Consider the following 13,298-nt stretch of genomic DNA (forward strand, 5'->3'; position numbering starts at 1 on the left):
CGCGTCGGCCGGGCCGACGCTTCGCGCGGCTCGCCCGGTCGCAGGATCGCCCGAGCCGGCGGGGTCAGGCCAGCGTGTCCGGCAGCGGGACGTCCGGATCGGCCAGCCTGGACGGGTCTGCGGGCCGTCCCGCGAGGCCTGCCGTCACCAGCTCCTGGATGTCGTCGTTGACGTCCCAGATGTTCGCGTTCATGCCGGCCAGCACCGCCCCGTCCCGAAGCCAGAACGCGAGGAACTCCGGAGCATTCGGGTCCGACGTCGGGTCGCCCCGGAAGACCACGCGGTCGTACTCGCCGGGTGCGACCCAGCCGGAGTACTCCATGCCCAGGTCGTACTGGTCGGAGAAGAAGTAGGGCAGGGGCGCGTACTCGTCGGTTCCGCCGAGCATCGAGCGGGCCGCGGCCGGCCCGCCGTTCAGCGCATTGGCCCAATGCTCGACCCGCAATTGGCGGCCGAGCAGGGGATTGAATGAGTTGGCGACGTCCCCGCACGCGTAGACGAACGGGTCGGAGGTCCGCAGGTGGGCGTCGGTGACGATGCCGTTGTCCACCGTCAGCCCGGCCGACGCGGCCAGTTCGGTGACCGGCCGGATACCCACACCCACCACCGCGGTGGCCGCGTCGAGTTCGGTGCCGTCGTCGAGCACCACCGCGCGCAGCTCGCCGCCCGAGCCCCGGAACTCCCGGAGGCCGGCGCCGAAGCGGAAGTCGACGCCGTTGGCGAGGTGCAGGTCGCGGTAGACGGTCGCGACCTCGTCGCCGAGCACCCGTTGCAGGGGCAGGGCGGCCGTCTCCAGGACCGTCACGGGGCAGCCGTGGCCCCGGGCCGCGGCCGCGGTCTCCAGCCCGATCCAGCCGGCGCCGACCACGACGACCGGGTCGCCGCGGCGGAACGCGGTCAACAGCGCGTCGGATTGGTCCAGGGTTCGGAGGTACCGCACCCCCTCCAGATCGGATCCGGGCAGGTCAAGGGTGCGCACCGCCGAGCCGGTGGCAATCAGCAGCCGGTCGTAGGTGATCGTGTCGGTGGGGTGCAGGGCCACGGTGCGGGACTCCAGGTCCAGCCCGACGGCGGCGGTGCCCGGCCGCCAATCGATGCGGTGCTCGGCCCACCAGGAGGCCTCGTGCAGGAACGCCGCCGACCGTTCGTCCGAGCCGGCCAGGTACCCCTTGGACAACGGCGGCCGCTCGTACGGGGGCTCGGTCTCGGCGCCGACCAGCACCACCCGGCCGTCGAAGCCCTCCTCGCGCAGGGTCTCCGCGGCCTTGCCGCCGGCCAGGGACGCACCCACGATCACGAACGTCTCTGCAGTCATGCCGCCAGCGTGCCCCGCGGCGCCGCCGCCGACAACTGCAGGTGTCCGCCCAGGCGTCCCTCGGGGGTAGCTGCGGGAACGTCGGCCGGTCCCAGGCCGGCGGATGTTCCGCGGGTCCGCCGGTTGGTGGCGCGGGGTTCGGTGGGCGATCCCACCGCACCCTTGCTCGCATCCCGCTGTCGGACGCCTCGGCTACGGTGGCCGGGTCCGAATCGTCCGCCATCGAAAGGTCTATCGGTGCCCGACCAGAGCCCTGTGTCCGCCGCCCCACCGGGGTCGAGGTGGTCCACCGCCGACACCGAGCCGGTGGTCTGCTGCGTGTGCGGCCGGGCGGGCGAGGTGGTGCACCAGGTGCCGCCGTTCGGCGTCGTGCGGTGCCCGTCCTGCACGCTGGTGTTCGTCTCACCCCGGCTGCACGCCGCCGCCCGGCAGCGGCTCTACGACGAGCCCGCCTATTTCGACGGCGGGGTCTACGGCGACCGGACCCGGCGGTCGCCGGCGATGCTGTTGCAGCGGACCTGGACGCGGGGTCGGCTGGCCGGCATCGTCCGCCGGCGCCCGGCCCCGGGCCGGCTGCTCGAGATCGGCAGCGGCTACGGCCTGTTCCTGGCCGCCGCGCGGGACGCCGGCTACTCGGTGCGCGGGGTCGAGCTGTCGCGGACCGGGGTCGGTGTGGCCCGCGAGGAGCTGGGCCTCGACGTCTTCGCCGGTCAGGTGGCCGACGCCCCGACCGAGCCGGCCGACGTCATCTGCTTCTGGGACACCCTGGAACACGTGCCCGACCCGCTGGCGTTCCTGGGTGAGGTCCGGTCGCGGTTGGCCCCCGGAGGGTGGATCGCACTGTCCGTGCCGTACGTCTCATCGGTGCCCGCCCGGGTGCTCGGTGCCCGCTGGTGGACGCTCAAGCCCGAGCAGCACATCTGGCACTTCACCGGGCGCACGCTGGCGCTGGTGGCCGCCCGGGCCGGGCTGGTCATCACCGACGTCATCCATTCACCGGCCCACCCGGCGAATGCGGGTCGACTGGACTCGCTGGTCGCGTTCGGCCGGGCGTTGCCGGACCGGCTCGGCGGAGGTCGGGACGATGGCTGACGCGCCCGCGGCGGTGTTCGACGACCTCGTCGGTCAGCAGCCGGCCGTCGACGAGCTGTCGTCGGCGGTGGCCGCCTCCCATGGGGACCCGGGGGTGCCGGGTGCCGCGATGACCCATGCCTGGTTGTTCACCGGCCCGGCGGGGTCCGGACGATCGGTGGCCGCCCGGGCGTTCGCCGCCGCGTTGCAATGCCCCCTGCGCGGGTGCGGTCACTGCACGCATTGCCGGACCGTGCTGGCGCATACCCATCCGGACGTCCGGGCCGTCGTGCCGGAGGGGCTGACCATCTCGGTCAAGGAGATGCGGGCCGTCGTGCAGCTGGCCGCCCGGGGCCCGGCCACCGGGCGCTACCAGGTCGTGTTGATCGAGGACGCCGACCGGCTCACCGAGGGCGCGTCGAACGCACTGCTCAAGGCGGTGGAGGAACCTGCCCCGCGGACCGTGTTCCTGCTCTGTGCGCCGTCCACCCATCCCGACGACGTGTCGGTGACGATCCGCTCGAGATGCCGGGTGGTCGGCCTGCGCACCCCGTCCACCGCCGCGATCGCCGACGTGCTCACCCGGCGCGACGGCATCGATCCGCCGACGGCGCAGTGGGCGGCGTCGATTGCGGCCGGCCACGTCGGGCGGGCCCGCCGGCTGGCCCGCGATGACGAGGCCCGCGAGCAGCGGCGGCGGATTCTGGCCGTGCCGGGGGCCCTGCGCACCGTGGGTGATGTCTTCACCCAGGCCGCCGAACTCCTCGCGCACGCCAAGGGTGAGGCCACGACGATGTCCGAGAGTCGGGACGCCGCCGAGTTGGCGGAGCTGAAGACGGCGCTCGGCGCCGGCGGCACCGGGCGGGGCGCCGGCGGGGCGGCCCGCGGGTCGGCCGGGGTGGTGAAGGAGATGGAGCGGCGGCAGAAGTCCCGCGCGACCCGGACCGAGCGGGACGTGCTCGACCGTGCCCTGGTCGATCTCTCCGGCTTCTATCGCGACGTGCTGGCCCGGAGCCTGGGGTCGGACGCCCCGCTGCTCAACCCGGACATTGCAGCGCAGGTCGACGCGTCGGCGAACCGAATCGGGTCCCCGGGGGCGCTGGCCGCGGTCGACGCCGTGCTGGCCTGCCGGGAGGCGATCGAACTGAACGTCAAGCCGCAGATCGCCATCGAGGCCATGATGATGGCGTTGTACGCGGGGTCTCGATCACCCGCCGGGACGGGGTCCTGACCGCACGGTGAGGGCTGTCGGGTCGAACCTGCAGGAGCCGGGTCCACGTCGCCGGCCGGGACGGTGACCCCACCACGGCCGGGCCATGCCGGGTCCGGCGCCGGCGTCGCACAATGGCAGGATGGCCAGATCCCGCCCACCCGTCACGCCGATCGCCCCGGGGCCGGGCCAGGAATCCGTGTGGGACTACCCACGGCCACCGGCTCTGCAGCGGTCGACGCGGCGTGTGCGCGTCATGGTGGGTGGGGCCTTCGTCGCCGACACCGTCGGCGCGTACCGGGTCCTGGAGACGTCCCACCCGCCGAGCTGGTACCTGCCCCGCGAGGACATCCGGCCGGGCGCGCTCGTACCGTCGCGCCGGCGGTCGACGACGTGCGAGTGGAAGGGCGCCGCCACGTATTGGGACGTCGTCGGACCGGCCGGCGAGATCATCGAGGCCGCGGCCTGGAGCTACGAGCGCCCAACCGGGAGGTTCGTCCCGATCACCGGCTATGTCTCGTTCATGCCATCGATGGTGGAGTGCCGGATCGATGATGAGCTGGTCCGGCCGCAGGCCGGCGGCTTCTACGGTGGGTGGATCACCGACGACGTCGTCGGGCCGTTCAAGGGCGAACCCGGCACCTGGGGCTGGTGAGATTGCCCGGTTGCCTCACCGGTCGTTCGGGCGCAAGTCGAGCCGCATGATGCTGCGGTGGGGGCTCGGGCGATCGACGCACCGGAAACCCTGGTCCGCAAAGACCTGCTCACGCCCCAGGAAGGCATCCGCGGCGCGTGGCGCTGCGGATGCGACCGGCCACCCTTCGACGGCCACCGCCCCCGCGCGGCGTGCGACGGCCACCGCCGCCGCGATCAGGGACGAAGTGAGGCCGCGCCGGCGGTGGTCGGCGGCGACGAACAGGCAGGGGATCAACCAGACCCGGTCGTCGTCTTCGCGCGGGCGGGTCCGCAGCAGCTGACTCCGACCGTCGATGGCAGCGGTGTACCGCGAGCGTGGACCGCAGGCACCCCAGCCGACCGGCACGTCGTCCAGCAGGGCCAGTACCCCCATCGGGTGGCGGCTCGCCGCGGCGAGTTCGGTGAACCGCCGGCGGTTACCGCCGCCGAACCAGCCCGTGGCGAATTGCCGGCCGGTGGTGCAGAACGCGGTGCACCAGCAATGCCGGGTGCTCCGATCGCCCGCGAAAAGGATCGCAAGCCGGTCGACGTCGCCGGCTTCGAACGGTCGGACGTCGATCGATCCGCTCACCTCCGCAAGCTACGTCACGTCGCCGGCGACGGCGATGACGGCAACGGGCCGGCTCGCCACCGTCACGGCCCTCGACCTGCGGGTCGGCCGGCCGCGATGACCCCGAGCTGCCCGGCCCGGATCGGCCGGCCCGCTGGGAACCCCAGCGGCCGGAGGATCAGCGGGTCATGGGGCCGGGCGGAGGCACCGGGGCCGTCGAGCGGCGGTGGACCACGGCGACGACCACCAGGACGATCCCGAGCAGGCTCAGGGCGAGCATTTTGGCCGTCAGGATGCGCCGTGTCGTACCACTCATCGCCAGCACTCTACGCAGGGTGCGCCGACCGCACCGTGCGGCGACGGGTCGCCGGACGGACCGCCGGCACCGCGTACCGTGACCGGGATGGGCATGTTGTGCGCCGTGACGTTCTCCGCCAACGGGCAGCTGCACTACGCGGATCCTGGTGACCTGCGTCCGCAGGTGGGGGACATGGTGATGTTGCCGACCGAGCAGGGCGGAGTGGCCGCCCGGGTGGTCTGGGCCGCCGAGTACTCGACCGAGGACACCGACGGCTTCCCGGTGCTGCTCGGCATGGCCACCGACGCCGATCTCGCCGCGGCGGATCAGTTGCGTCGGGTGAAGGCCCGAACCCTGGTGGCCAGTCGTCGGCTCATCCGTGAGCACGGATTGCCGATGAAGGTGCTGTCGGTCGATCCGCAGGGGGCCGCCGGCAAGACCGTCATCTACTATTCGTCCCCGGAGACCGTCGACTTCCGGTCCCTGCTCCGCGACCTGTCGGCGACCCTGGGCACCCGCATCGAACTGCGGCAGCTCGCCGCCCGGGATTCGGTGCGGGTCACCGGCGCCATCGGCTCCTGCGGACGCGACACCTGCTGCTCGACGTTCCTGCGCGACTTCGAACCGATCACCCTGGCCATGGCCCGCGATCAGGACCTGCCGGCCAACCCGATGCGCATCTCCGGCGCCTGCGGCCGGCTGATGTGCTGCTTGAAGTACGAGCACCCGCTTTACCAGGACTTCAAGGCCACCGCGCCGGCCATCGGTGAGGAGGTCGACAGCCCGGCCGGTCCGGGCCGGGTGATCGGTCATTCCGTGCCGGGCGATTCGGTGGTCATCAAGCTGGCCGCCGACGGGTCGCGTCAGGTGTGCCCGAAGGCGTCGGTGTGCGGTTCGCGCAAGGCATACGAGGGGCGGGACCTGACCCCCGGCTGAGCGGCCGGGCGGCCCCGCTCCGCCCCGGTCGAGTGTGCAGCAACGGTCCTCATTCTCGGATGTCAGGACCGAATCTGCACACTCGGCGCCGTCGCGGGGGGCGGGTCAGAACAGGGACGCGATCAGCGCCCCGGCCATGAAGGCGGCCCCGGCGATCCAGATCCAGGTCGGCAGATGCCTCATCACGACATCCTCCCTCCGGTGGTCATCCGGTGACCACCGATCCGTTGACCACCGTGACCGGGACGGCCGGCAGCGGGCGCTGCGCCGGACCGCGCACCACCGCGCCGGTGGTGGCGTCGAAGGCGCTGCCGTGGCACGGGCAGGTGATCTCGCCCTGGCTGACCCGGGAGACCAGGCAGCCCTGATGGGTGCACACCGCCGAGAACCCGTGCACCGTGGTGCCGCTGCCGCGGGTCACCACTATCTCCTGGTCGTCGAAGACGGTGCCGCCGTTCTCCGGGATGTCCGTCAACGGGCCCAGGTTCGCGCCGTTCGCGGACGGCGGTGCGTACCCGCTCTCGCCGGGGGTGTGTCGCGGGGTGGGCCCCGCAACGGTGTACCAGGTCGCCCCCGCGGCCGCGGCGACCACGGCGATGCCGGTGCCGACGAGCAGGCCGCGCCGGGAGGGTGCCGGTGACTCGTCGGCCAGCGCCCGGTCCGCCGCGGGCCGGGTCGGCCCGCCCGGCGGGAGCGCGAACCCACCGATGGCCTGGGTGACCTGGGCACCGCCGTCCTGGCCGGAGCCGGCCGCCGCCGGCCAACCGGTCGGGGCGGATCCGGCCGGCGCGGTCCCGGGTTGCGGTCCGTCCGGGCCGTACCGGCCGGCTGATCCGTAGGTCTGGCCGGGGGCTCCGTAGGAGCCTGCTTTCCCGGACGGCTGACCAGGCGGTCCGTAGGGCTGGCCGGGGGCCCCGTACGAGCCGGGGGCGCCGTACGAGCCGGGGGCGCCGTACGAGCCGGGGGCGCCGTACGAGCCGGGTGCCCCGTAGGGCTGGCCGGGTGCGGTCGCACCCGGTGGGCCCGGGGTCCCGGGTGACGGCGACCCCGGCGAGGCCCCGGGTGGTGGCGCCTGATGCCAGCCCGGACCGGCGACCGGCCGGCCCGCCGGCGTGGGGGCCTGGCCCGGGTAGGACTGGCCCGGGTACGGCTGGCCAGACGTTCGGGGATCACCGGGCACCGGTCCGGGACCCCGGTAGGGGGCTCCGGGCGGGAGCCCGGACGGTTGCCCGCTCGGTGAACCGGGCCCGTTCGGTGGGTTCGGGGTGCCGTACTGCGGAGGCCAACCCGGTCCCGGTGGGCTCCACCCGGGACCGGGCGCCTGGCCCGGTGCGGGGCCAGGTGGTTGGCGGGGGGTCGGCGGCGCCCAGGCCGGCGCAGGTCCGGCCGGGCCGCCGGCCGCCAGCGCCGCTCGCGGTGCCGGCCCGGAACTCCCGCCGCCGGCACCGGAGCCGGCCGGGTGCACCGCGTCCGCGTCCCGGTCACCCGGTCGCCCGGACGAGGCAGGCGACGGCGGTTGGTGGTCCGGTTCGGAGGTGGTCACGGTCGCTCCCGGAGGCTCGAGACGGAATGGGTCACCACAGGGGGAGCCCGGAGGCGGTGAAGTACCAGAAGGCGGAGGTGAACCAGACGCCGACCAGGACCGTGGTCAACAATCCTCCCAGCACCGGCAGCGCCCAGCCTGGCAGGCCGGGCAGTCGGAGCGAGAGCATCTTGGCCGCGAACACCCCGTAGAACAGGCAGCCGGCGATCGAGTGGGCCAGTGTCCGGGCGGAGGAATCCGAGAAGCCGAGCGACCAGATGCATTGGAACGCGACCGGGAGGGTGATCAGGAACGCGACGACCCCCGACCACCGGTGCACCGGGCTCGCCCATGACGGGGATCCGCCGACCCCGGGCAACCGGCCCCACATGGCCAGCGCGCTGACCACCTGCACGACCACGAAGATCATCGCTGCCGTCGTCAGCCATGTCTTCATCGCCAGCAGCGTGGTGAAGCCGAAGGTAACGATCGTCGCCCCGTTACCCGGATGAACCCGCGAGTAGGCGGCCAGCACGCCGGCGACGACGAGGCCCAGCACCCCGGCGGCGGCGAGTCCCCAGCGTGGTTGTCGCCCGGCCGGCGCGGCCTGTTCAGGCGCGGAACTTGTCGTCACGGTTTCCTCCCCACTCCGGGATCGCAGCGCCCGGATCGGCTCAGGTCGCCCCACGTGGGCGTGCCTGTTCATACGGAGACCGCCGGCGTTCGGTTCTCGCGAGCTGGATCGCCATCGGATCTCGCACGCACGACCCGAGCCCCGGCGGCCGGGGACGGGGTGACCCGGTCGAACAGGTCAACGGTGGACCCGTGGGACGAAACCGTCAAGATCGTTTTCAGGGCATGTCCACAGGCGTCTCTCATCACAAATCGATAACGACCGCTCGCGAAACGTGTCGGTTCGGTCACAAGCGGTGACAACTCCGGAGGACATCTCGCCACTTCAAGGTCGAGGTGAAGAACGTCCTGTTTGGAGGGTGTTGTGCGAAGAAAGTCACTTCTTGTGACGTGTGTGGTGGCGGCAGCGATGGTGCTGCCCGTGACGAGTGCTGCCGCCGTCGACCAGGTCGACACGCAGCGACTGCGGGATGCGGTCACCGTCGGCGGGATCATCGGCCACGAGCGAGTGTTCCAGCGGATCGCGAACCAGAACGAGGGCACCCGGGCGTCCGGCACGCCCGGGTACAAGGCGTCGGTGGACTACGTCCGGCAGACGCTGCGGCAGGCGGGCTACGACGTGCGTCTGCAGAAGTTCGACTTCAGTTTCTTTCAGGAACTGGGGCCGGCCGAGTTGCGCGAGGTGACCCCGACGGCGGCCGACTACGAGACCGAGACTTTCGAGTACTCCGGCAGCGGCGACGTCACCGGCACCCTGGTCCCGACCAACGACATCATGATCCCGCCGAGCGCGGAACCCAGCTCGACCAGCGGATGCGAAGCCTCGGACTTCGCCCCGGCGCCGGCCGAGCCGGCGGTCGCGTTGATCCAGCGGGGCACGTGCACGTTCGAGACCAAGGCGCAGAACGCCGCCGCCGCCGGCTATGACGCCGCGATCATCTTCAACGAGGGACAACCGGGTCGGACCGACCTGCCCGGCGGCACCCTGGGCAACCCGCAGCCGATCCCGGTGGTCGGACTGAGCTTCGCCGACGGGTCGGCCCTGTACCAGCAGGTGCGACAGGGTGCGGTCACCATGCAGGTGGTCACCTCGACCGCCAGTGAGGTGCGGCCGACCTGGAACGTGATCGCCGACAGCCCGGGGGGTGACCCGAACAAGGTCGTCGTCGTCGGCGCCCACCTCGACTCCGTCCTGGAGGGTCCCGGTATCAACGACAACGGCAGTGGCGCCGCGACGATCCTGGAGACGGCGGTCCAGATCAACAAGCTCAACCTCAAGCCGCAGCAGAAGCTGCGGTTCGCGTTCTGGGGCGCCGAGGAGGCCGGTCTGCTGGGCTCCGAGCACTACGTCGACACCCTGCCCGCCACGCAGCTCAACAAGATCATGGCCAACCTGAACTTCGACATGCTCGGTTCGCCGAACTACGTCCGCTTCGTCTACGACGGCGACGGTTCGGACGGCACCGCGGGACCGCAGCCCGGTTCGGGGCAGATCGAGCAGATCTTCACGAACTACTTCGCCGGTCAGGGTCTGGCCAGCGAACCCACTGCGTTCGACGGCCGGTCCGACTACGGGCCCTTCATCGCCGCGGGGATCCCGGCGGGCGGGTTGTTCAGCGGCGCCGAAGGCGTCAAGACCGAGGACGAGGCAGCTGTGTACGGCGGCACCGCGGGCGAGCCGTACGACGCCTGCTACCACCAGGCGTGCGACTCGATCGCGGCACCGAACAACAACCTGAATGACAAGGCGCTCGCGGAACTCGGCGACGCGGCGGTCCACGCCATCTGGACGCTGGGCAAGACCAAGACCGGCTTCTACGCCGACGGCAGCCGCATGGCGATGGCGCAGGCGTTCAGCAAGGACTCCGCCGAGTACTGGGGCAGCGAACTGATTCGCTGACCCCTGAGCACACGACCGGCTGTGGCCCGGTCCGGCATCTGCCGGACCGGGCCGCTGCGTTCCCAGGTGGGGTCCATCACATCCGCGCATGGCGTGGCGGGTCGTCGTCGCTCGTCGAATACCCTTGGTGTAATAGGCACTTGTGCTCATGACCGGGGTCGCCGGCTCACAGCCACCCGACCCGACTCCCGCGAAGATGGCCGGGACGGATGAACGCCGTTGCCATCCCATGCGTCTGCAGCAGGGCGCACTGGACGACCCGGCGCCGCCTTGAACTTCCCCGGAGGAACGAATGATCATCGCCCGCCCGTCCGGCCTCCGGCGGACCGTGACGACGGCCGCCCTGGGCGGCCTGGTCGTCGTCCTGGCTGCCTGCTCGGGCAGCACCGGCGGCGCCACTATCACCCAGCCCGTGGCCGGTCAGGCCGCCGCCGTCGGTCACGGGATCGACGGATCCGCAGCGGCGAGTTCGTCGAGCGCCCCGGCCCGACCCGTCGCCGTGGTCACCGCATCGCCCAAGTTCGGCGCCGACGACATCTCACCGACCGCCCCGGTGTCCATCTCCGTCGCCTCCGGAACGATCGGCGATCTCACGATGACCAACCCGGAAGGCAAGCCGATCGACGGCACCCTGTCCGCGGATCGAACCAGCTGGACCCTCGGCGAACCGCTCGGTTACGGCAAGCAGTACGACGTGACCGGCACCGCGGTCGGCACCGACGGGAAGTCGGTGGCCATCAAGGGCGCGTACACCACGGTCAGCCCGGTCGACCAGATCACCACGTCCATCTCGCCCGGCGACGGCGCGGTCGTCGGCGTCGCTGCCCCGGTCATCGTCCACCTGGGCTACGAACCCGAGGACAAGGCACTGATCGAGCAGCACATCAAGATCACCACCACCCCCGCGGTCGAGGGCGCCTGGGCGTGGATCAGGCACGACGGGGACAAGTGGCCGTCGCTGGATTGGCGGCCCAAGGACTACTGGCCGGCGAACACCCAGGTGCACGTGGAGTCCGACATCTACGGCCTGCCCTTCGGCGACGGGTACTTCGGCGGCGACAACGTCACCAGCGATTTCACCATCGGACGCAACCAGGTGGTCCTCGCCGACGCGAACACCCACCAGATCGTGGTCCAGCGGGACGGGCAGACCGTCGCCACCTACGACGCCTCGTACGGCAGCGGCGACGAGATCGGCGACCCCAACCGGGTCACCCGCTCCGGCATCCACGTCGTCAGCGACATGCAGGAGACGACGAAGATGAGCAACCCGGCCTACGGCTACACCAACGTGACCGAGCACTGGGCGGTCCGGATCAGCGACAACGGCGAGTTCATCCACCAGAACCAGGACACCGTCTACGACCAGGGCGTGGTCAACGTCAGTCACGGCTGCATCAACCTGTCCGCGGCCAGCGCCCAGGAGTACTACGCGTCCGCGATGATCGGCGACCCGGTCGTCGTCACCGGCACCAGCGTGCCACTGTCGCCGGCTGACGGGGACATCTACGACTGGACCTATTCGTGGGCCGACTGGAAGGCGTTGTCGGCGGCGTGATCGTCGCCGGGCGGGTCCGGTGCGTCCCGCGGAACGGTTAGACTCTCCCACGCCGCCGCTGTAGCTCAGTCGGCAGAGCGTCTCACTCGTAATGAGAAGGTCTGGGGTTCGATTCCCCACAGCGGCTCCGCGACAGCCCCCCGTCAGATCACGGGGGGCTGTTTCCGTCGGCGGGTCGGCCACCGCATCGGGCCGGGGGGTGCTCAGCAGGGCGACGGGGGGAACTCCGAGGTGATCCCGCGGTCGGCCATCGCCTTGAGGATCGTTGCGCAGATGTCGCGGAAGCTGTCCAGCTGCTCGGGGGTAAGCGGGTCGAACATGGTGGACCGGACGACTTCGGCGTGGCCGGGGGCCAGCTCCAGCAACCGTTCATGGCCGGCATCGGTGAGTTCGGCGACCTGCCCGCGCCGATCGCCCGGGGCCGGGATGCGCTGTACCCACCCGGACTCCTCCAGCCGGGCCACCGCATGCGACACACGGGACTGCGAGGAACGGACGGCCTCGGCCAGCTGGTTCATCCGCAGCGACCGGGTCGGCGACTCGGACAGCATGGCCAGGATGAGGTAGTAGGCGTGCGGCATCCCGCCGGTCTGCTGCATGTCCCGTTCGATGTACTCGTTCAGCTGCCCGGACATCCGCAGGAACGCGCGCCAGACCTGCTGCTGCTCGTTGCTGAGCCAGGGATCGTCGCGCATCAACGCATTATGGCGCTGCCGACCGTCGCACGACGGCAGGAAACAATACTTGAACGCTCAACTAAACCGGACTATCATGGGACGAGTCGCCCCTCCTCCCGGTGAATCGAGTTCCCATGACCGCCCCCGATGCCACCACCAGCCGCATGCCGGTGCTCTACCTGTCACACGGTGCGCCGCCGCTGGCCGATGATCCGGTCTGGACGGGTCAGCTGGCCGACTGGAGCCGCGACCTGCCGCGACCGAAATCGATCCTGGTGGTCTCCGCACACTGGGAATCGGCGCCGCTGGCGGTCGGCGCCACCGAGACGGTGCCGCTGACCTACGACTTCTGGGGTTTCCCGGAGCACTACTACCAGGTGACCTACGAGGCGCCCGGCGCCCCGGAATTGGCCCGGGACGTCGCCGCCCTGCTCGCCCGGCCCGGTCAGCCGGTGCACCAGGATCCGGATCGCGGGCTCGACCATGGCGCGTACGTGCCGCTGGTCGAGATGTTCCCGGCGGCGGACGTCCCGGTGCTGCAGGTGTCCATGCCGACCCTGGACCCGCGGGGGCTGTTCGAGATCGGCCGCAAGCTCGCGCCGCTGCGCGACGACGGCGTGCTGATCATGGGTTCCGGCTTCACCACCCACAACCTGTCGCTCGCCACCTTCGGCGACACCAGCAACTCCGGCCCGGCCTGGGGTCAGGAGTTCGACCAGTGGGCCAAGGAGGCGGTCGAGTCCGGCGACATCGACGCCATCCTCGACTTCGAGCACCGGGCCCCGGCCGCCCGGATCGCCCACCCGCGGACCGAGCACTGGGCGCCGCTGTACGTGTCGCTCGGCGCGACCGCGGACGACTGGCAGGACGGCACGACCACCGTCGACGGCTTCTGGTACGGCCTGTCGAAGCGGTCGTTCCAGCTCAACTGA

The 13,298-nt window shown here is 71.5% G+C and carries 13 protein-coding genes and 1 tRNA gene; 8 read left to right on the forward strand and 6 right to left on the reverse strand.

Annotation, left to right across the window (positions count from 1 at the left end):
- Positions 1–64 precede the first annotated feature (64 nt).
- A complete protein-coding gene (locus ACILSK_RS21130) occupies positions 65–1,315 on the reverse strand; it encodes an NAD(P)/FAD-dependent oxidoreductase (RefSeq protein ID WP_395729156.1) in 1,251 nt (416 codons plus the stop codon).
- 237 nt (positions 1,316–1,552) lie between these two features.
- Here ACILSK_RS21130 and ACILSK_RS21135 point away from each other — a divergent pair, with 237 nt between their 5' ends.
- The 3 genes from ACILSK_RS21135 (at position 1,553) to ACILSK_RS21145 (ending at position 4,251) form a co-directional block, all read left to right on the forward strand.
- Complete coding sequence (locus ACILSK_RS21135; RefSeq protein WP_395729157.1) at positions 1,553–2,407, forward strand: class I SAM-dependent methyltransferase; 855 nt, start codon at positions 1,553–1,555, stop codon at positions 2,405–2,407.
- Complete coding sequence (locus tag ACILSK_RS21140) at positions 2,400–3,617, forward strand: DNA polymerase III subunit delta' (RefSeq protein WP_395729158.1); 1,218 nt, start codon at positions 2,400–2,402, stop codon at positions 3,615–3,617. The genes ACILSK_RS21135 and ACILSK_RS21140 overlap by 8 nt, the downstream gene beginning before the upstream one ends.
- Positions 3,618–3,738: 121 nt before the next feature.
- Positions 3,739–4,251: a DUF427 domain-containing protein gene (locus ACILSK_RS21145; protein ID WP_395729159.1), complete on the forward strand. Its 513-nt coding sequence runs from the start codon at positions 3,739–3,741 to the stop codon at positions 4,249–4,251.
- A gap of 15 nt (positions 4,252–4,266) precedes the next feature.
- Here the strand turns inward: ACILSK_RS21145 and ACILSK_RS21150 are convergent, their stop codons facing one another.
- Together ACILSK_RS21150 and ACILSK_RS21155 are read right to left on the reverse strand one after the other, a co-directional pair.
- Positions 4,267–4,863 carry a GNAT family N-acetyltransferase gene (locus ACILSK_RS21150; protein WP_395729160.1) on the reverse strand — a complete coding sequence of 199 codons (597 nt, stop codon included), beginning with the start codon at positions 4,861–4,863 and terminating at the stop codon, positions 4,267–4,269.
- A gap of 157 nt (positions 4,864–5,020) precedes the next feature.
- Positions 5,021–5,158 carry a hypothetical protein gene (locus ACILSK_RS21155; RefSeq protein WP_395729161.1) on the reverse strand — a complete coding sequence of 46 codons (138 nt, stop codon included), beginning with the start codon at positions 5,156–5,158 and terminating at the stop codon, positions 5,021–5,023.
- Positions 5,159–5,245: 87 nt separating this feature from the next.
- Here ACILSK_RS21155 and ACILSK_RS21160 point away from each other — a divergent pair, with 87 nt between their 5' ends.
- Positions 5,246–6,076 (forward strand): stage 0 sporulation family protein, encoded by an 831-nt coding sequence (locus ACILSK_RS21160; RefSeq protein WP_395729162.1) that lies wholly within the window; start codon positions 5,246–5,248, stop codon positions 6,074–6,076.
- 205 nt (positions 6,077–6,281) lie between these two features.
- Here ACILSK_RS21160 and ACILSK_RS21165 read toward each other — a convergent pair whose 3' ends face one another.
- Positions 6,282–7,256: a Rieske 2Fe-2S domain-containing protein gene (locus ACILSK_RS21165; RefSeq protein WP_395729163.1), complete on the reverse strand. Its 975-nt coding sequence runs from the start codon at positions 7,254–7,256 to the stop codon at positions 6,282–6,284.
- Positions 7,257–7,650: 394 nt separating this feature from the next.
- Positions 7,651–8,232 (reverse strand): DUF6529 family protein, encoded by a 582-nt coding sequence (locus ACILSK_RS21170; protein WP_395729164.1) that lies wholly within the window; start codon positions 8,230–8,232, stop codon positions 7,651–7,653.
- 420 nt (positions 8,233–8,652) lie between these two features.
- On the opposite strand from ACILSK_RS21170, the gene ACILSK_RS21175 reads away from it, so the two are divergent.
- The 3 genes from ACILSK_RS21175 to ACILSK_RS21185 all read left to right on the forward strand — a co-directional run bounded on the left by ACILSK_RS21175 (position 8,653) and on the right by ACILSK_RS21185 (position 11,816).
- Positions 8,653–10,131, forward strand: coding sequence for a M20/M25/M40 family metallo-hydrolase (locus ACILSK_RS21175; protein WP_395729165.1), 1,479 nt, complete (start codon positions 8,653–8,655; stop codon positions 10,129–10,131).
- A gap of 292 nt (positions 10,132–10,423) precedes the next feature.
- A complete protein-coding gene (locus ACILSK_RS21180; RefSeq protein ID WP_395729166.1) occupies positions 10,424–11,689 on the forward strand; it encodes an Ig-like domain-containing protein in 1,266 nt (421 codons plus the stop codon).
- Between the two features lie 54 nt (positions 11,690–11,743).
- Positions 11,744–11,816 (forward strand) — tRNA-Thr (locus tag ACILSK_RS21185).
- Positions 11,817–11,892: 76 nt separating this feature from the next.
- On the opposite strand, the gene ACILSK_RS21190 is transcribed toward ACILSK_RS21185, so the two are convergent.
- Positions 11,893–12,384, reverse strand: a complete 492-nt coding sequence (locus tag ACILSK_RS21190; RefSeq protein WP_395729167.1) for a MarR family winged helix-turn-helix transcriptional regulator — start codon at positions 12,382–12,384, stop codon at positions 11,893–11,895.
- A gap of 116 nt (positions 12,385–12,500) precedes the next feature.
- Here ACILSK_RS21190 and ACILSK_RS21195 point away from each other — a divergent pair, with 116 nt between their 5' ends.
- Positions 12,501–13,298, forward strand: coding sequence for a dioxygenase (locus ACILSK_RS21195; RefSeq protein WP_395729168.1), 798 nt, complete (start codon positions 12,501–12,503; stop codon positions 13,296–13,298).

The sequence above is a fragment of the Nakamurella sp. genome (assembly GCF_044224575.1).
Classification (GTDB): domain Bacteria; phylum Actinomycetota; class Actinomycetes; order Mycobacteriales; family Nakamurellaceae; genus Nakamurella.